12 protein-coding genes are annotated in these 20,576 nt (G+C 48.9%); 3 read left to right on the plus strand and 9 right to left on the minus strand.

Annotation, left to right across the window (positions count from 1 at the left end):
- Positions 1-3: 3 nt before the first annotated feature.
- The 6 genes from AC506A_RS15420 to AC506A_RS15445 all read right to left on the minus strand — a co-directional run bounded on the left by AC506A_RS15420 (position 4) and on the right by AC506A_RS15445 (position 13,249).
- Positions 4-969, minus strand: a complete 966-nt coding sequence (locus AC506A_RS15420) for an ABC transporter permease (protein WP_495461867.1) — start codon at positions 967-969, stop codon at positions 4-6.
- Positions 970-1,143: 174 nt separating this feature from the next.
- Positions 1,144-2,844: a cache domain-containing sensor histidine kinase gene (locus AC506A_RS15425; protein WP_495461868.1), complete on the minus strand. Its 1,701-nt coding sequence runs from the start codon at positions 2,842-2,844 to the stop codon at positions 1,144-1,146.
- A complete protein-coding gene (locus AC506A_RS15430; RefSeq protein ID WP_495461869.1) occupies positions 2,841-4,406 on the minus strand; it encodes a response regulator in 1,566 nt (521 codons plus the stop codon). Before AC506A_RS15430 ends, AC506A_RS15425 begins: the two co-directional genes overlap by 4 nt.
- A 632-nt stretch (positions 4,407-5,038) precedes the next feature.
- A complete protein-coding gene (locus AC506A_RS15435; RefSeq protein ID WP_495461870.1) occupies positions 5,039-5,608 on the minus strand; it encodes a TetR/AcrR family transcriptional regulator in 570 nt (189 codons plus the stop codon).
- 90 nt (positions 5,609-5,698) lie between these two features.
- A complete protein-coding gene (locus tag AC506A_RS15440) occupies positions 5,699-9,871 on the minus strand; it encodes a S8 family serine peptidase (RefSeq protein WP_495461871.1) in 4,173 nt (1,390 codons plus the stop codon).
- Between the two features lie 45 nt (positions 9,872-9,916).
- Positions 9,917-13,249 carry a S8 family serine peptidase gene (locus AC506A_RS15445; protein WP_495461872.1) on the minus strand — a complete coding sequence of 1,111 codons (3,333 nt, stop codon included), beginning with the start codon at positions 13,247-13,249 and terminating at the stop codon, positions 9,917-9,919.
- A 647-nt stretch (positions 13,250-13,896) separates the two neighbouring features.
- On the opposite strand from AC506A_RS15445, the gene AC506A_RS15450 reads away from it, so the two are divergent.
- The gene (locus AC506A_RS15450; RefSeq protein WP_495461873.1) at positions 13,897-14,895 is read left to right on the plus strand and encodes a GntR family transcriptional regulator; all 999 of its coding nucleotides are present in this window, start codon (positions 13,897-13,899) and stop codon (positions 14,893-14,895) included.
- Positions 14,896-14,959: 64 nt separating this feature from the next.
- Here AC506A_RS15450 and AC506A_RS15455 read toward each other — a convergent pair whose 3' ends face one another.
- Both AC506A_RS15455 and AC506A_RS15460 read right to left on the minus strand, forming a co-directional pair.
- Complete coding sequence (locus tag AC506A_RS15455; RefSeq protein WP_495461874.1) at positions 14,960-15,463, minus strand: DUF1854 domain-containing protein; 504 nt, start codon at positions 15,461-15,463, stop codon at positions 14,960-14,962.
- Positions 15,463-17,658, minus strand: a complete 2,196-nt coding sequence (locus AC506A_RS15460; protein WP_495461875.1) for an ABC transporter ATP-binding protein — start codon at positions 17,656-17,658, stop codon at positions 15,463-15,465. The genes AC506A_RS15455 and AC506A_RS15460 overlap by 1 nt, the downstream gene beginning before the upstream one ends.
- Positions 17,659-17,905: 247 nt before the next feature.
- Here AC506A_RS15460 and AC506A_RS15465 point away from each other — a divergent pair, with 247 nt between their 5' ends.
- Positions 17,906-18,781: an NAD-dependent epimerase/dehydratase family protein gene (locus AC506A_RS15465; RefSeq protein ID WP_495461876.1), complete on the plus strand. Its 876-nt coding sequence runs from the start codon at positions 17,906-17,908 to the stop codon at positions 18,779-18,781.
- Positions 18,782-18,848: 67 nt separating this feature from the next.
- Here the strand turns inward: AC506A_RS15465 and AC506A_RS15470 are convergent, their stop codons facing one another.
- Positions 18,849-19,736, minus strand: a complete 888-nt coding sequence (locus AC506A_RS15470) for a Rossmann-fold NAD(P)-binding domain-containing protein (protein WP_495461918.1) — start codon at positions 19,734-19,736, stop codon at positions 18,849-18,851.
- Between the two features lie 142 nt (positions 19,737-19,878).
- Between AC506A_RS15470 and AC506A_RS15475 the strand changes: the two genes are divergently transcribed.
- On the plus strand, positions 19,879-20,352 hold the full coding sequence (locus AC506A_RS15475; RefSeq protein ID WP_495461877.1) for an NUDIX domain-containing protein: 474 nt from the start codon (positions 19,879-19,881) through the stop codon (positions 20,350-20,352).
- Positions 20,353-20,576: the final 224 nt, after the last annotated feature.

Below are 20,576 nucleotides of genomic sequence, written 5' to 3' on the forward strand. Positions count from 1 at the left end.
GTTCTACCACAAGGCATGGTCTTTCCCGCCGATCCACTTTACCACTCGATTAACGGCAAAGATGAGAATGAGGGCGACAACTGACTTGAAGAGCCCGACTGCCGTGGCGTAGCTGTAGTTCATCTCGACAATCCCTTTGCGGTATACGTAGGTGTCGATAATGTCCGCGACGTTATACACTTGCACGTTGTACATATTGAATATTTGATCGAATCCGGCATCGAGAATGCCTGACATCGAGAGGATCAGCATGATCGCAATGATGGGCACCAGCATCGGAATGGAGATGTAGAACATCCGTTTAAACCGGCCCGCTCCGTCGATGACAGCCGCTTCATACAGCTGCGGGTCAATGTTCGAGATCGCCGCGAAGTAAATGATCGATCCCCAACCGAATCCTTGGAAAATACTCGTAATGACGAGAATGGACCGGAAGTAACGAGGGTCCGCCAGAAACAGCACCGGATCGCCTCCGAACAGCTTGATGATCGTGTTAACGGGACCTTCCAGTGCGAATAGGGAGAAGAAGATCCCTGCGAGTACCACCCACGATATGAAATGCGGTAAGTACGTAACCGTCTGAATCAATTTCTTATATTTGGCATTCATCACTTCGCTGAGCAGCAGCGCGAAGATGATTGGTACCGGGAATCCGAACACGAGCTTGTACAAGCTGATGATCATCGTGTTCTTAAGCACCGTGTAGAAGTAATCGTCATGGAATATTTTCTCGAATAACTCGAAGCCTACCCATGGGCTGTTCCATATCCCCTGCAAAATCTTGAAATCCTTAAAGGCTAGCAGAACGCCATACATCGGCAGATAATGAAACACGATGTAGTAGATCATGGCCGGGATCATCATGATCAGCAGCACGCGGTATTGTTTATATTTCTTCCATTTTTCTCGTCGCTGCCTCTCCTTCTTGAGAAGCAAATCCGCTTTCGCAGCAATAACGATGTCACTCATTTTGGGGTACTCCCTTCTGCATGTAAGCGCTGTAATCTTCTTACTCAAACTATATCAGCGGGGGTCCCAAATTGAATTATCAAATCCTTTCGAAACCATTCACTTTTTTACGCAATTGTTCATTTAGAGCGAAGAAGATCAAAAAAGAAGCCTGTCCGCAACTCGGACAGACTTCTAGGGTCTGACATACAGGGGGATCACAATTTGCATTTGCGTGCCTTCGCCTAGGATGCTTCTGACCCCAATGCTGTACTCGGAGCCGAATTTGAGAAAGAGCCGCTCGTTCACATTTTTCAGGCCATAGCCGGAGGATTGGCTCTCCAGAATGGTTTCGGCTATTTCCCGTGGCATGCCCGGTCCGTTGTCTTCCACCGTAAATTCGATCTTGCCCCCAACCAGTTTGGCGGTAACTTGGAGCATTCCGCGTCCGGAATCCTTCCGGTTAATGCCATGCAGAATCGCATTCTCGGCAAGCGGCTGCAAAATAAAATTGATCGTCGCGTAGTTGAAAACAGCTTCATCGATATCGTAGGTCACGTCAAAGCTGAAATCCTTCGTAATTTGAATGATTTCGATATAGGATTTGACATGTTCCAGCTCGTCCCTAACCGGTATCATGCTGTCGCCGCGATTAAGCCCCGTTCTGTAGAACTTGGACAGCGTCGTAACGACCTTGCTTATATCTTGATCATCGCTGCGAAGCGCTTTCCAGTTAATAAACGATAACGTGTTATAGAGAAAATGGGGATTCATCTGCCATTGCAGCGCTTTGAACTCCGCTTCCTTCTGCACGATTTTGTTGCGGAACAATTCGTCGATCAGCTCGTTCAAGCGAATCAGCATGCTGCCGAAACGGTTGGTCAGTTCGCCGATTTCATCCTTCGACTCGCTTCGTACCTTCATGCTCAAATCTCCGATTTCGACCCGCTTCATCATGGAATTAAGCGAGTAAACGCGGCGGATCATCGTCCGTGAGAACACCCAAATGATGATCAGCACGATGACCATGCAAGCACCGATGATAATCAACGTCGCGTTAATGATCGATCCCGCGTTCTGCGACATTTGGGCAGCCGGCACAATACAATAAATCGTCCAATTCGTCTGTTTCACCGTCTTCTTGACTAGAAACGAATCGACTCCGCCGAATTGAAAAGCCCCTTCCTTCGAGCGCTGCAGCTCCAGCGGATCGACATGCGGGTAGAACTGACTCTGGTTCGAGTAGATGATCCGCCCCTGACCGTCCGTCAGCACAACCGTGTAATCTTTTGTTAATTCGGCAACATCTTTGAAGATGTTCTTATCATTAATCCGCATATAGAGGAGATTGACTTCCTTATCGGAGAAAAACTGCGGAAATTTGTTCACGACGATGAGCCCGTCCTGGAAGAACCACTGACTGCCCTTTCCTTTCATGGCTTCCTTGTACCACTCTTCATTCTTTACCCGATCCGCCGATAGTACGGATTCTCCATATTCCGGCACATAGGTTTGCGTATAGAAGGTGACTTTCTCGATCTCTCCGTCCATCACCGACATCATGTTGAAGTACGGCGTCAAATACTCCTTCAAATCATACGAGAGATTGACCAGATCCAGGTAGTCGTTCGCCACGATTTTCTGAAATGTTTTGTTAAATACGACAGACTGCGTCGTTCGGTTGTACCGTTCAACGGTATTATCAATGCTGCTTGATATCGTATCAATATTCTTCTCAATCCCTTGAAGTCCTTGAATATTCAGCATCTGCTTCGACTGATTGTAGGCATAGAGACCAAGCACAATGATCGGAATGAAGATGACAATCAGATAGGATAAGAACAGTTTCTGCTTAAACCGCATTTGATTCAGCAGCCGAATGATCAGCCTTGTCATAGCACAGTCTCTTCGCGAAATTGGGAAGGTGTCTTGCCGTAATGGTTCTTGAAGAGCGAACTGAAATACGGGAAGTTGCTGTAGCCGACCTCTTGACCAATGTCTACGATTCTACGGTTCGTCGTAAGCAGCAGCTCCTTCGTTTTCTCCATCCGGTAAATCGTCAAATATTTATTAAAGCTGATGCCCTTATGCTTCTTGAACAGATGGCTCAGATAACTTGGCGATAAGTAAACACGTTCCGCGAGCAGCTCCAGCGACAGATCGGCCCCATATTCTTTCTCGATCATCTGTACGACACTCTCAATAACCTTGGGCATGGAATCAGACGAACTTGTACCTGTTGTCTCCTGCTCCTCCATGATTGTAAGTACGATGCGCCGAAGATCACTCAGCTTGGCCGCTCTGTAGATCCGCTCCAGATTTTGTTTGAATATCTCTGCATTCTTCTTCACGGAAACATCGAATACCGCTTTTACAATTTCCGTGCAAATGTATTTGATATAGTTAACGGGGAAATATTCGCTGTTTTGCAGCTCATCGAAGAGCTGTTCAAACCGCAGCTTCGCGCCGTCGTACCGGGAACGACTGATATGCTGCCTCAATTCCTCCAGCGCCTCGTCGATCGCCACCGTTTGCTTGTCCCCTTCTACCGAAGCAGGATGTGCAAGAAGTACTGTTCCTTCCTCGAAGAAGAACTTATACTCCAGCATCGATTCCAGCTGATGAAATTGTTGATACAGCTGACCTGCATCATCGACAGATCCTCCAATGACAACGCTCACATCTCCGCCATAGGTTTCCCGGAACCAATGGATCAGTCCTCTTCCCTGCTCGACTAGCTGCTCCCGAGTCAACTCTCTATCGGCATCTACCACTAGTAAGCTTTGGAACTCGTTGAGGTGAGCAACTTCGAAGCTGCTAGGGATGATTTCACCCAGTCTGCGTTCAAAATCCTGATCCAACAAATCAAAGAAACGATTACGCGAATCGATCATGATCAGCCGTATGCAGGAAATACCCGCTAGTCCTGCGATCGGAAACGGCGAGGCCGCTGCTTGCTCCGCGTCGCTTTGCGCAGGCAGCGTGTGTCCCATGATCAGATTGGAGAGCAGCCTTTGCTTTGTATAATGCGCGTTGTTGCGGTAGGCCTCTTCCATCCTAGTTTGCTGAGCCTTGGCTTCCTGCTCTTCTCCGCATAGCTGAATAACCTGCGAAACGACGCGTAGAAACTCTTCCACCTCGACCGGCTTGAGAATGTAACGGACAGCCTTTAAGTCAATTGCACGCTGCGCATACTCGAATTCACCGTACGCACTCATAAAGATGACTTTAACCGGGATGTTACGCTTCCGAAGCTCCGCGGCCAGCTCTAAGCCGTCCATTCCTTTCATCCGAATATCCGTGAACAGAATATCGACCGGATTGTCCAGCATGAACGCAAGCGCACTCTCTCCGCTGTCCGCTTCATGGATTTCCAGCTGCAAGCTATATTTATCGATGAGGAATTTTACGCCTTCTCTTTCGAATTGTTCGTCGTCTACGATGAGCATCTTGAACATGGGCACTGACCCCCTGGTGAGGATAGACTTTCACTTTGTTAGCTGCTGTCTGGTTGCTCTCTGGCTGCTCTCTCCAAAACTTATTTCATCATTGTAACTGAATCGCGTGCTTGCGCCAATACGAAACGTTTCCAGTTGGACCCGTCTGTATAGTTTGCGCTTGCAATACGCCCCCGCCGCCCTGATATTCCACATTCCATATCATCAGCCCCGCCCCCCAGCTTGCATTCTGCATGTGCCGCGAGAATCTAACGAATCGTACAGGCCTTATGTGGCCGGATTTCTGGGTTCCAAGAATCTAACGAATCGTAGAGGTCTTATTGTGGGGCAAATGGCTCCCAAACACTCAAAAACTGTAAAATAACGCTTCTACGATTCGTTAGCGTTTTTTTGGAAGTGTTTTTAGCGAAATAAGCCCTGTACGATTCGTTAGAGTATTCGTCATCCCGTGTGCTGGGTCGCTCGAAGTCAATGAGCGTGGAAATGGCTTGCCTGCACATTCGGAGCGGCATCAGTCCGCCTCGCCCTTTGGAAAGGGAGAATAGGCGCACAAAAAAACCTCCCATTAGCCCTTAAATCTAGGGTTGCTACAATGGGAGGTTTATATAGACAAATGGGAGGATATTCAATTTCTATTGATTCATTAGTATACGGCTGAATCCCATCCAAGTATCCGTCAGGGAATCTCCACCTCTAACGCGGCGATATTGAATTGAGCCCTTAATTGCCGACAACATAGCCAGCGCTATCGCATATGATTTGGTTTCATGGCCAGAGTCGTCATCGTTTACATTTAGAGTAATCAAGTCATGCATGACTGTAAGCTCAAATTGACTAATCTCCTGAATTTTTTGTCTCATCGTTTCTGGCAACAACTCGAAATCGGATTGCAGCGATGAAATCGGGCAAATCTCATTATCGGCTAACTGTTCGGATTGCAAATGGCAGAATTGGATGAACTTTGCTTCGACCGAATCCTCCGAGTGTTGCATCTTCGACGAGAAATCGACTAGTCTTTGATAGATCTGCTCTTGCACGGCCAGACCTAAGTCTTCCTTTTTCACAAAATGATAATGAATGCTCGCTTTCGATATGCCGAGATGTTTAGAAAGGTCGTCGTAACTGAAAGCCGCATACCCTTTTTGTCGAATCAGCGATTCGGCTAGATGTAGTAGTTGCTCCTTGCGTTTTGCGGTTTCCATATTGCGTACCTCCCCATCCGAAAAAGTGGACAAAAATATAATGGAACTGCCGAGTAAATCTCGGCAGTTCCTTTCGTTATACAGGTTAATCTAGATCCGCCCAGATGCTAGAAGCAGCTCGTGCAGCACTTTCGCCGCAGCTTCGCGTGTCGTAGCGCCGGTCGGTTGGAAGTAGAACTTGCCTTTCGATTCGACGCCTTTCATCAGTCCGGCATCTGTTACGACTTGAATGCTTTCTTTCGCATAACCGCTAAACTGCGCAGCATCAGCGTAAACAAGGGTAACAGGTTGATTTGACTGCTGCAGGCCGATCAGCTTGATCGCCCTAGCCAGCATGACCGTCAAATCTTGACGGGAGATGGCTGCGTTCGGGTTAAACTTGCCATCCGAACCCGTAACAAGTCCGGCCTCGTAGGCACTCAGCACGTCGGATGCAAACCAGTCGCTGCTGCGTACATCGCTGAACGGATTGACCGCTGCTTTGGATTGCAGTCCCAGCGTTCTTGTGAGCATCGACGCGAATTGTGCGCGAGTCACGTTGGCCTTCGGCGAGAAAGCATGCTCGGAAGTGCCATTCAACAGGAATTTGTCTGCAAGCGATTGAATTTGATCCTGCGCCCATGATTTATCGATATCGGTGAACGTTACATGCCTCGAAGCAGCTGCATAGGTCGAGAAGCCCGGTCGACGAATCGTTACGATGGACTTGCCTTCGCCTGCAGCCGTTACTTTAGCAGGTACAGGATATACATGACCGCCGTCAAGGTACAACGCGCCTGTCGTGCTGGCACCATTCTCGACAAGGAACGATCTGGTTACGGCTTGGTCAGCTTTCAGCTTAAGCGAAGCGGTAACGCCGTTCTTCAAGCTGCTTGCTTCGAAGACATATGGTGTTCCCAGTATAGTGGCATCCTTCACTTGTTTCGTAAATTCGGATTTGCTGCCTTCATCCTTCTTGATCGTGATAACGATATCCGTGCCATCAGCCACTTGACCTAAGGCAAGTAGAGGTAAAGCTACGGATGCATCGTTCCAGGTGAAGACGATTGTCCCCTTCAGCCCAGCTTCTTTAACCAGCTTCGCCTGCGCAGCCGTTAATTTCAGCTGTGCGGAGGAAGCGTCCTTGGAAGCTGCTCCAATAGTGAGTGCGACAGACTCCTTTGCGCCCTTAAGCGCTTGTTGCAGGTCGGCATCCGTGATGGACACGGACAATTGCGTGCCTTCCAAACTCGATTGCGGTGCGATCGCAATGCCGGTTTGCCCCTTCTCGATTACGGAGGCAGCGACATCTTTGTTGTACACCGCATCGTTAGGGGTAATAATAGGTCCCCCTGTATAAGGTGGATTTGTCGGCGGGTTAGGCTCGTCAACGGCAGACTCATTCGTCACGTAGAACGACTTGAATGCGACGGATTCATCGACGAGATTATAGTCTTTATCATAAACCGAACCTACGACCGCCAGCTTATATCTTCCTTCCGGGAGATATTCATTTACTTTACTGCCATCTTGCACAAGGATACCTAAGTTATAAGAGCCATCGAATTCAGGGATGATGATGTTGGACGGAATCGGCTTTAGGATGTCCGCTTCATCACGATCATAGATTTCGGCCATGAAGCCTAACACTTCGTTATTCAAGTCGAGTATCATCGCATAGAAGTGATTAATTTCTCCTGTCGGAAGCGATGCTGTAATGTCGATTGGCGCGTCTTTGGACACTGTCGTATTGCTGAGTGTCAGGTTCTGAATCAGGAAGTCGTTATCATCAGACTCATCGCCAATATGAATGACGAAGGGCAGATGCAGGGAAGGCAGGTCCTTGCTCTCCAGCAGAACTTCACCCTCATATACGCCGACTTTTGCGCGCGGGACTGACTTCGCAGTCAGGTTGAAATTGAACTCGCCGCCGGCTCCTACCGTAATTTGGTTGGATGTGATCCCCTCAAGTCCCATGATGATCTCGCCGGAATTCGGCGTTGGGATCGGATGATGCGGATCGGATGTAACCGAAGGGTGCATTACGATTTTCGCATTATACGTCACGGAGGCATCCGAGAGGTTCTTGACGCGAAGCGGCTTCTTAACTGCCTCTTTAGCGCCTGGGTTCATCATGCCGAAGCTCACGCTGCTGCCTTCGCTAGGCATAACGATCGGGTTCATCTTATCGTCGTGAAGCGTTATTTCGTCCATCGATTCAATAATGGCATGCGTGTCAATTGCGTTCATGACATTGACGCGCCCTGCGCCTTGCGAATAGACATCATACATAGTACCCTTCTCATCATGGATCTCCTCCGCCGTATTCGCCAGCGCTGCGCGAATGTCAGTCGGTGTCCAATCCGGATGAGCTTGCTTAATCAACAGAGCAAGTCCAGCCACATGAGGAGTAGCCATGCTCGTGCCGCTTAGCTTGGCATAGGCTTTGTCATAGTTTGCATCAGGATTCGCTTGTCCATAAGCCGGGATCGAAGAGAAGATCGAAACGCCGGGAGCACTCAAGTCCGGCTTAATGCCATAGTTGCCATCCGAGTTCGGCCCTCTGGAGCTGAAATCAGCCATGATGTCGCCGGCTACTTTAACCGTTTTGAAATCATTCTTCATCGTGAACTGCAAGGTTTGATCCGGATGCGCCTTCAACTGGCGAGCCAATGCACGCCCCATCTTGCCTGGCATGTCGAATGCCGGGATATAGTCGTAGCCGTCACCAAGGAAAGCAAGCGGACCGATCGCGCCGTCACGAGACGGGATTGCTTCCGATAAGTCTGGGACATTCTGGTCACTGCTAGAGAAATTGCCATTGAAGATGACTGCCGCTTTCGCGCCGTGCTTTGCAGCCAATTTCACTTTCTCGTCGAAGCTGGAAAGCCCTCGGGAGATGAAGACGATTTTGTCAGCCAGGAACTCCGGTTTAAGGCCTTTATAATCATCTTCCCTACCCAGACCGACGTAAACACCTTGAATCGGATTGGTGCCGAACATGGTGTTAAAGCTATCTTCATCCGTCGTCCAGCTCATCAAACTCATATTCGTGTCATAGACCTCTGACCCCACTGCACTATGAATCGTCCCCTGGACGCGGTTGCTATCGCTTGTTACCGCACCGACGGAGATCGCCATTTGCGAAGCGGCCGGTGATCCCATGGAATAGTAGTATTGATTGCCGCCGCCGGCATTGCCATTCGCGACCACCGCTACAACGCCAGCTAAGACGGCATTGTTCACAGCGATGGAGTCAGGCGAGTCTGGATCCTTCTCCAAATCACTCCCTAAGGAGAGGTTGATAACGTCCATATCGTCATCGACGGCGTGTTCGATCCCGTCGATAACTTGGGAGGACGTACCGCCTTCCGGACCGAGCACTTTATACGCATACAGATCTGCCTCATAGGCAACACCCTTCTGCACATGCACGGACGTCGGATTGGAAGCCGTTCCGGCTATCGTGCCGGATACGTGCGTTCCATGGATAGAGCCTGTTGAGTCTTCATAGCCTTTTTCCGGAATATCTTCATACGGATCATCGTCCTGATTGATGGCATCGTAGCCGCCTTCGACGTAATTGCCCTTGAGATCAGGATGCAGGTAATCGATGCCGGTATCAATGACGCCGACCTTCAACCCTTTGCCTGTCAATCCGCGATCCCACGCCTTCAGAACACCTATTTGCTCGAGCGGAACCGGATCGAAATCAGAGGCTCCGGCAATACCTTGATAGCTTTCGGGCTCGTCAATCGGGTAATAGATCACATTCTTGTGAATGGCTTTCACGCCTGGAAGCTTGGCCAACTGCGGAATAAGATCAGCCCGGATCGTAATCTCCATTCCGTTTAGCACCGTATCGAAGCTGCGGTTGATCTTAAACGGAATGTTGTTCGCCTGAGCACTGTGAACGAATGTATTCTGCTCCGATTGCACGTTAACTTCGCTTGCTTCCGCGGCCAATGTTTTATAGCCGAGCTTCGCGGCATATTTACCAACGGCCGCAGGTTGGCCGCTTAGTTGGATGATGACGTTCATTTCCTTCGCAGAAGTGGTATCGATGGCATCGGAAATGTAAGCTTCGCCCGGGATCGCATTGATCCCGGCCTCCGGCTTAGCTTGCTGCAGCAGCCGGGTTACGGCTTGCAGCCCTTCCTTGGTTATGAAGGACTTATCTCTTGGAGCGGCATCCACGGCTGGCAAGCCGGTCGTGACCATACTTCCGGCCAGCACCGAGACCGTTGCGAGCGAAAGTGATTTTTTGAGAAGTGATCGTTTCACGTTCAGGTACCCCATTTCGGTTCAGAATAGTAGCAGCTTTGCAGGCTAATTTAAGTTCAGGACGTCCAGACCGTCGATGGTAACGATGTTATTGCTCGACTTGGGATTCGCTTCACCGGCATGCACGATTTTGACATGATGCACGCCGCTTGCAAACTCGCCTGACGTAAAGATAGGTACCTGATAGCGAAGTTTATCGCTGTACAGATCGATCGGCGCCGCCGTTACGGATTTACCATCGATGAAGATGTTCACTTTGCCGCGGTTACTGCCTGTAGAGGACCAAACCGTGACCTTCGTGCCTGTGAATGTAAAGTCGACGGAACTGCCCGGAGTCGTGGTATAGGTCTGCACGCCGTCGGGATATTTCATGCCGTACCGAATAGCCCAAGGACCTTCGTAATTGGCGGAAGGATGTGTCGGCGAAATTAAGCCGGAGAACACGAATGCATCCACATTAAGTGCCAACCTCGCGTCAACGCCGCGTACGGCTGTAATCTCAACGTCGTGATGCCCGTTAGGAAGCACCATTTTGAACAACGATTGCTTGGATTGAGGCGTCTTGCTGGACAAATTGGCGTAACCCATAGGCAACCCGTCGATTCGTATCTCAGCGGTACCTTGCATATCGTTCTTCGTGCCGATCCATTCGAACAGATTGCCTCTAAAGCCGAACTTGACGAAACCTTCCCCGGTTAGCTGCTTCAATGTTCCACCTGAATAGGAAGGGCCATTAAGCGTGGTCCAGTTACCCTCGTAAATAAGTGAAGCATCGCCGTCCTCAATCACCCTCGATGAATTGCCATACTCCACATTCAAGGTATAGGCGCCTGCGCCATTCACAGCATAGACGTTCATGTAATACGTACCTGCTTTGGTTGCGCGATACGTGATCTTTTCAGTAGACGTGCCAACCGTTTCAGAATAGGCAACCGCGCCATCTTTGCTTTGCACTGTCGTTGCGGAATCATCGTATAGAATAAGATCGAAGTCCGTCCCCTCTGCGCCCGTGAGCGTGAAGGTTGCCGTTTCGCCGGCATTCAGTTCGACGGAGTAGACATGATTCGGATCATTCGCCTGATCGAGCTTGCCCGTAACAGACGTATCTATTAACGACATGCCCGGGATGTCCTTGTTCCACAGCGCGCGATATGCACTGATCAGCTTCCCGCTTACTGTAAGGGGCTTTAACACTGGAAGCGATTTACCGCTGGTCACAATGCGCTGCTTAATATCTAGCGCACTCATATCCGGATTCTGGCTTCCAACCAGGGCAGCCACACCTGCAGCGTAGGCGGCGGCGTATAACGTACCTTGGGAATAGGAGTACCTGCCTTTGCTATTCTTGATATTGACAGTGGTCATCCCGGGCTTATTGCTAATGACGGTGTCGTAAAATAACGAGAAATCCATTAGCTTATATTCTTGATCCTCATAAATCGTGCCGGGAACACCCCAACCCTTGAAAATGTACCCGCCTTCCTTGACGATCTTAAGGCCAAGTACATCCCTTACAAAAGCGGATTTCGGGCTTTGGTCGATGGCGTCCTGTCCCGTGAGCATCAAGTGACCGCCATTGGTAAGATAGCTGGTCAGGTTCGCTTGATCACTGTCCGTAATCAGTTTGTTATCATTGGTAGCTCCTGCCGTTCCCGTGAACCAGATCACGATATCGTGCTCCTGCAGCCCCTGCGGTCCAGTTAGCGCCGGACCGTCGAAGGTCTCGTCCTCCGTCGTGAACTTATCATAGGAGTAGCCTGCTTGTTGAAGCAGCCCTTCATAAACGGCCATAGGATCGCTCTCGTATTGAGGTCCGACTCCTCCGCCGCCGTTGTTAAAGCTGCGCTTACTATCATTGACGAGGAGGATTGTCGGTTCGACTTCGCCTTCCGGCATGAGGTAATCCAAGGCGCGATCGAACATATCCTGCCGTTGACCGGCATATTGCGGGTTCTCGATCGGAATTTCTTCAAATCCAATTCCGTTGAAATACGCTTTATAAGTACCGCTATCGATTTGTGCCGCATAACCGGCATCAACGTCAGGCGTTGTCGAGAGAATCAGTTCGGACGGTGCAGACACATCGACGGACATTTGTCCGATCGCAGCGCCCAAAGCCGGATCTCCCAGAATATTAACCCCGGTAACCGACAGCATATTTGGACTTGGGTAGGCCGCCGGGTAAACCGGTTGTACATCCGTATTTAATTTTCCGGTCAAGCCTTGGCTCTCACCGGCCGGAGCCACGAACAACATATCAGATCCGTTGATCGCATCTTCAACCACTTTGCTTCTGTAGAGATATACGAGTCCGAGCGTAGCGATCTTGGCGCCGTTCTCATCGGCATAGTGAATGGCATCCACGACATCCGAGAAATAACCAAGCTCATCGGAAGCCACCTTAAGCGGCATGACGTTAACATTAGGAGCAACACCAGCAATGCCTTCGTTATTGTTCATCGCGGCGGCGATTTGTCCGGCAATCGTCGTGCCGTAAGTATCATTCAGGCCATCGCTCGTATCGAACAATGTGTCGTCATCGTGCGCGAAATCCCAGCCGTTCACATCATCGACAAGTCCGTTTTTATCATCATCGATTTTGTTATTCGCAATTTCCTTGTCGTTGGTCCAGAACTGACCGACCAGATCGGGAGCATCCATCTTGACACCGGTGCCGATGATTGCAACGGTCACGTTCCTGCTGCCCGTCGTAATTCCCCAGGCTTCCGGCAGATCCATGTCAATATCCTCCAGGCCGCCGGGCACCGTGCCTTCATTAAGATCTTGTCCCGTGTTGTTGAGCCCCCATTGTTCATGGAAAAGCGGGTCAGTCGGCATTACGGCAGTTTCACCTGCGTCCGCTGCTGAAACGGATGCTGCGTTCGACAAGTCGACAGGACGGATCATTTGCGGAACCAATGCAGAATCCACCTTGTAATCAGGTTCCGCATAGAGAACATTCGGATCCTTAAGCAGCTCTTCTATGACACTATATACATCAGCTCCAGCCGCGAGCTTCAGCAGCTCCGCGTTGGGTACCGAGAGTGGACTGGACCCTGTTATTTGATTGGTTAGTGATACGGCAAATACGGATTTCTGCTCCGAGCGATATCTGACAATGACGCGATCAGCGGCATACGCTGGCTTTTCAGGCAGTGTGCTGCCGAATGCAGGCAGTTGAACGGAAGCTTGCTGAGCGGTACTAGCGTTTGTATCGACGGAAATAGATTGGTCAAGGGGTAATTCTCCTTCTGTCCACTGGCTTTTACGTATCGGATCGTTGTGCTGGGATTGCTTGGCTAATACAGGTGTTACAACTCCAAATACCAGCATCGTCGACAGGAGAGCGGAAGCCATTCGCTTACTTTTTCTAATCAAGCCTTATCACGTCCTCACTAAAATGATGAAAAAATTAATAAAAAAAACATAGAAAACGCTTACAATCATCTTCATTTACTTATCTATCTACTAGTAAATAGATAACTAATGTGAATGGACATGCGAAAATCCCTATAGCCAGTTAACCATATTTATAGGCATATGCCCCCTTTCGTTTCTCTCCTTAGTACGCTCCTACCACCTGCCTCTTATACTGAAACTTATGTGATGGATTCGAAAGATCATGTCATTTAATCTAACATTGTTATTACAACAAATTCTGAAATGATTATATATTTACTCGATTGAAAGAGTCAATTGATTTATTTTTTTAACTTTTTATTTATTTCTATAACTTTTTAAAGAAAGTTTACGTCAGTATACTGAGGATTTGATTCGGAGGTGGCATAAACCTAACGTAAAGAAGTCAAACCATTATAGGAAGTAATGCATACTTGCCTATACATTTAAACTTCGTTCTTTCTCGTAAATCTCCAAGATGTCGTGGTCGTATCGACAGAAACTAGAGGGTATATGGCCAGAAACATGAAGAATTTATCGCTGACTACTATTTATACATCTTTACATTTTCAGAAAATGAGACCTATGCACTATGCATAGATATATAGGTAAATGAGGGTGCACATATGATTTCAAATCGCTTTTGCTTTACGGTTAATCATCAAGTGAATTTTGGGGTTAATACCCAAATTAAGGAGCAGCTCAAATGGCTGATTGGAACGGGGCAGTTAGAGCCTGGCGATACATTGCCTGCTGCCAGTCAACTGGCCGACTTGCTCGGGCTTAATCGGAATACAGTGAATGGGGTTTATAACCAGCTGAAAGTCGAAGGCCTTGTTTCCATGCAGAAAGGCAAAGGGACACAAGTGCTTAACGGCGCGGCGACGGTAAGGCTGCGAAAAAAAAGTATACCTATGAAAAGGCTGCTTGATGGCATCATCAAAAGAGCCCGGGTAGAAAAACTTGATTTGAAGGAACTCTTTATGGCCGGATTGGGTTATAGTCTACTGCAGAGCGGTCTTCCGACCGAACCTGCGCGCATTCTGCTCGTGGATAGCAAGAGCTATGATCTTTCTTTCTATCAAGAAGAAATTGAACGGGTGACCGGGCTTGAAGTCTGTACGATTTTCCTCGAGGACTTAATGGAAGGAACACGTACGGTCAAGGAGGCACACCCGAACGATATTTGGGTGACCAGCTTGAATCAGGCGAATCGCGTCAAAACTATTCTGTCTCCTCTGGACAAAAAGGTTCATGTCGTCGGTGTTACGGTCGATTCTTCTATCGTACTTGAATTAGCTACGCTGCAAAGTGATTCGGCAGTATCCTTTATCTGCCTCAGTAAGACCGGAGGAGAGTGGATGCAGCAGCGCGTTCGCGAGGACGGTATTACCCACTTAAATCCGGAAATAATCGGACTCGATGAGCACGAAAGTCTGGAGAATGCTATTAGCCGCTCCTCGAAAATTTACACGTCCAAGGCAGTATTCACAGAATTGCAAAAATTAGCTCCGGACAAAGTCGAACTGTTCAAGTTACGCCTGGAGCGAAGCAGCGAAAACCTGCTGCGGGAGCTCGTTGCAACCGACTTACAGTACCGGTACGGTACAGGATTTGCAACTTAAAATAGACAAAAGAGTTGAGCAGAAGTAATCTGCCCAACTCTTGATATACTACCGTTCGCAACAATTAAAGCACTTCTTCCAGCTGTTTGCGGCTGTGTGCATCCAGCTCGCGCCAATCTGTGATTTCACAGCGCTTACCGCTCATGTCTGTCAGAATGACTCGACCGTCGCCGGGGTATTGCATATGCTCATGCAAATTGCGCATGACCATTCGGGTTGCGCCTAGATGGGTTTGCAGCTCCCACATCCAGAGGTCGGACTTGAACTTCACGCTCTCAACACGAGTCACGCGCGGCATGAAATATCGCAGCTGCAGCTCCTTCTCAAGCTCTTTCGCGCTATCTTCATAGAGCTCTTTAATGTCCGTAACGATCCCGAGCTCTTCGCCTTTCGTATTTCGAATCGAAATATATTGCGAGGTATAGAGAAACGGAAACGCACGGTATACCTCAAGCTCTTCGTACGTTACGCCTTCAACAATACCTTGAAATACGCCGCCTTGACCGCGGCTGAAATATACATCATCCGGCGAGAAAAGCCGAATATCATACTTGTCTTCGGTAGTCATCAGCCCTCAACCCCCTTGATCTTGGACAGCTCTTTCTGTGCGTCAACGAGCTTCCTGTAGGCGCCGTCCTCTTTCTCGAGCAGTTGCTCATGCGTGCCGACTTCCACGATTTTGCCTCGATCCAGTACGACAAGCCGATCCGCATTGCGAAGCGTTGACAAACGGTGCGCAATCGCGAATGTCGTTCGGCCTTTAACCAGCCGCGAAATTGCTTCTTGAATTTGGCGTTCTGTCTCGGTATCTACCGATGCTGTCGCTTCATCCAGAATAAGAATGCGCGGATCATGGATAATGGCGCGTGCGATGGCAACCCGCTGCTTCTCACCGCCTGAGAGCTTATGGCCCCGCTCGCCTACGCGAGTATCATAACCGTCCGGCAGCCGAACAATGAAGTCATGTGCATTGGCGATTTTCGCCGCTCGCATGATCTCAAGCGGTGTTGCGTCTGGTTTGGAATAGGCAATATTCTCTGCAATCGTACCGTCAAACAGAAACGTCTCCTGCAGAACGACGCCGATCTGCTTGCGCAGGTCAACCTGACTAATATCGCGGAGATCCGTACCGTCAATGAGAATGGCACCCTCATCGGTGTCATAGAACCGGCAAATCATGTTGATAAACGTCGACTTGCCCGCTCCGGAATGACCGACCAAACCGATCATTTCGCCTGCTTTCACCTGCAAATTGACGTCCTTGAGCACCGGATGATGTTTCTCGTAGCCGTAAGTGACTTTCTCGAATATGACGTCGCCATTTATAACGCCAATCTCAGCAGGATTACGTACGTCAGGCACATCCGGCGGTGTATCCATAATCTCGAATACACGGTGTGCAGCCGCCATGGCATTGCTCGCCCAACTGATCATTTGACTAATCCATTGCAGCGGACCGAATAACATTCCGAGGTAAGCGATAAGCGCCATCAGTACACCAAGCTGCATGTTGTCATGCAGTACTTTGATTCCGCCGTTATACCAGATCAGCAGCGTACCCATACCGGCAATGAAGGCAAAGGCAGGAAACATGAATGACCAGAGACCTTCCATGCGGATATTGCGTCGTACGACTTCGACATTCGCTTCCGCATAACGGGATAGTTCATCCCGCTCTCTGCCGAATGCTTTCACAACCCGAATGCCTTGAAGGGAATCACCGACCAATGTATTGAGCCGGAAGATCGAGCGCCATTGCTGGTACCAGCGCCGTCCAATCTTCGGCCAGATGGTCATCGATACAGCGACCATGACCGGTACAGGCAGAATGGCATACAACGTAAGCTGCCAATCGAGTCCGAACATAATGATGAAGATTGCAATGATCCGCAGTCCCTCCGCGGACATAAACACAACACCATCGGTCATGAACTGTCGCATTGCCTCTGAATCATTGTTAACCCTGCCGATGAATTGCGACGTTTGTCGGCGGTCGAAGAAGGCAAGCGAGAGCCGCATGAGCGAGTTGTAGACATCTTTACGCAGGTCACCCATCAGCTTAGATCCAACCCATACACCGATTAAGCTGCGAATGGTTTGCATTAGTGACATAAGAAGCATCGTCGCTCCAAGCCCAAGCACGACATACAACAGCGTCGAGCCGACATCTTTCGGGCCAAGCACATCATCAATGATGACTTTCGTTAAGTACGGCGGTACCAATTCCACGAGTGTTGTTGTAATTAGCAGACAAGCGGCTGCTACCATTTGCATCTTATATGGCTTGGTGTAGCTCAACATCCGAACTGCAACTTTACCATTGTGTGTGCATATCTGGCAGATTTGCGTCCCTTCCGATAGCGGATTGCCGCAGCTGTGACAGCTTCGAGGAAGCTCGCGCTCCGATAGCACCGGCCGCTCTTCGTTCTTCGCCATCGCGCCGAGCAGCTTAGCGGCAAAACCGAATACCGGTGATTGCGCGGCTGTATAACGCGCGATCACGACCGGGCCTTTTCCCGTGTCAACGAGCAGTGTACCTCCACCGACCGCGCTGACGGCCCGTGCATCCTTCAGCTCTGCTAACGGCTGCTTGAGCAGCAGCGTCTTGTCTTGTTGCTGCCATACCACGATGTCTTGCTCCGTGAAAGCCACCCATTGCTCTCCGAAGCGGCCATCCTGCAGCAGATCGGTCTTCGCGCTGAACAGCAGTTCAGATGTTAGTTGCTTCCTTAGTACATCCGGAAGCTGGTCTTGAATAGACATAGTGCCCTCCTGTGACTCCAAACAAGTTTTGTGCCGACTCCCATATAAACTCGAAAATCCAATGACGAGTCGGCCACTACGAATATATGTTCGCTGTCCGCTTTATAATTCCTTCTTTCTTTGTAAACTTTACCCATCTATTTTCGCAACATTTTTCTCCCTACTCCAGAACTAAAGTTCCAGGTAAAAGAAGGTACACTCATGCTATAATGCTAGAATCAAATTATAAAGCGAGGGATTCCCGAAAATGAAAGTATTGGTTACCGGGGCTTCAGGCAATGGCGGGCAAGCGATTAGCAGAGCACTTATTCAAGCGGGTTATACGGTTCGTATGGCAGACGTGTCACCGCCACCGGCAGCAGAATTCGCCGATGTGGAATTTATCCGCTGCGACAGCAGAACAGTTGGAGACGTCCGCCGGGCGGTGGAAGGAATGGACGCTGTCGTTCATCTGGCCGCATGGCATTGCGCGCATAATCCTCCGGTGAGTGATGAAACCATCTTCGCTGTTAATGTAGATGGTACGTTCAACGTCTTGGAAGCTTGCAAGCAAGCAGGCATTCAATCTATCGTATATGCTTCATCAATGGCCTATGGCTGGGGATCCGTATATAGCGTTTCTAAGGTAATCGGAGAAGATTTGTGCAAAGCTTATCACGAAATGACTGGCGCCTCGATCGCCATGCTTCGCTATCATGAATTCATTCCGCGGCCTTACTTAGAGTTTGGCTCACGCTTGCTCCGCAACGGCGTCGACCGCAGGGATGTCGCTGCTGCTACCGTAGCATCAGTGGAAGCCGCTCTAAATCGGGAAATCGGACTTTTCTGCACGATCGTACATACCAATCACGGCATGCCGGAGGAAGTCGTGAACAACTTCCGGCAGCTTGGCCCAGATTGGTGCGAAGAGCAGGTTCCAGGTGCACGTCAGCTGATTGAGAAATATGCGATCAGCCTGCCGGGTTCGGTTGAGCAGCACGACCTCTCCGAAGCAGAGCAAGCGCTCGGCTGGAAACCAGAGACTGGGTTTGTTCAGTTCCTTCGTGATCTCAAGCTTCGCGATGAACGCGGAATTGATGTAACCAGCCTAATGGTACCATCCGAATTACCACAGGATCTATAACACAAGGCAAAGCCGCTATCATTAGCTTGCACCACAGCTGTGTAGCGGCTTTTATTATGTGATCAAATTACTCATTGAGTAAATACAGCAGAAGTGCCTTCTGAACATGCATTCTATTCTCCGCTTGTTGATAGATGACAGACTTCTCCGATTCGATTAGCTCTTCCTCAATCTCGAATCCGGGATGAATAGGCATATCATGCATAATATAAGGAGAGTTCCCTCTAAGATTCTCCCTGTTTAACTGAAAAGGAAGCATTGGCTCGATTCTTCGATTCTTCTCCGCTTCATACCGACTCTCTTGGAAAAACTCCATATCGACCCAAGTATCCGTATATACAAAATCAGACCTAGATGCAGCATCCGACAGGCTGCTCACATTCTCTACATGACCACTTTGATAGGCAGCCTGCATCAGTTCTTCATCCCACGAAGGGGCGTTTACAATAGGTGTCACCAGCAGTAGCTTGATACCTAAAGAAACACATCCTGCTACAAGCGAATTGGCTACATTATTATGTATGCCGACATAGGTAACGGTCACACCTGAGTATGTGCCTGCTATCTCAAATATCGTCATCAAGTCCGCCAACGCCTGACAAGGATGATATTTATCGCAGCAACCGTTAATTACAGGTACTTGGGAGTACTTCGCTAATTCAAGCAGATCGGAATGGTTCTTTAATCTCGCCATGATCACATCGCAATTCCTAGATGCATACCTGGCCTCATATTGTATCGGAGATATGCTGAAATTACTTGAGTCCCAATCCAGCGTCACAGCATATCCTCCTAATTGATTCATGCCGGACTGAAAGGATAAGTTGGTTCGAGTCGATGTCTTCTGAAATAACATGAGAAGGCCTTTTCTTTTGCAAGCATTATTATATTGCTGTGGATTCTTCTTAATCTCAACCGCCATTTCGATAATGGACTGCAGAGCGTCTGAACTTATTTCTTGTAACCAATTGAATTTTTATACACATTGTTGCATATAAATTCAATCATATGGTATGCAGGCTATCCAAGTCAACTGTAGAAGTAAGTGTATAAGCGGTTGGAAGTGTGGAGTTAAACACGAAGGAGGCACACAACGGATGCAGATTAGTGTAGGGGTACAAGCTGTTATTCTGAGTAATGATACCATTTTAACAATCCACAAAAGAGATCATGAAACAGGCGAGGAGTCTTATATCCTCCCCGGCGGCAAACAAGAGTTTGGCGAAACGATAGCACAAGCGGTACGCCGCGAGGTGTTCGAAGAGACGGGTATAAATGTTAGTGTCGACGAGTTTCTGTTTCTACGAGAATTTATTGGTGCCAACCATGATAATGCCAGCACGAATAGAAATCTCCACATTGTCAGTCCAATCTTCTTATGCAGTATCCAATCCGGCAGCAATCTCACCTTAACTCCCTCCAATCCAGATCCCGACCAAATCGGAGTAGAGTGGATACCGATTCACGCACTAGCGAATCTGCCTTTTTATCCGAAGACATTAATTCCACAATTAATTGAAGTTGCTATAGGCCATAAACCACGACTCTGCTATGTTGGCGATATGAATTAAAGTGCGTCTTCTGCAAACCAAAAAAGCACCCACGATGGGGTGCTTCTTAATCTATTCTAATTACACCCTGAAAACTGGATACGAACCTTTGCGAAGGTCTTATTTAGCTGATTTTGATCCGAAGTTGAACATCCGAGCGAATGTTCGTAGGATAAGCCCTCGACCGATTAGTATTCGTCAGCTGCATGCATTACTGCACTTCCACCTCGAACCTATCAACCTGA

Source organism: Paenibacillus sp. N22P23 (assembly GCF_059383735.1).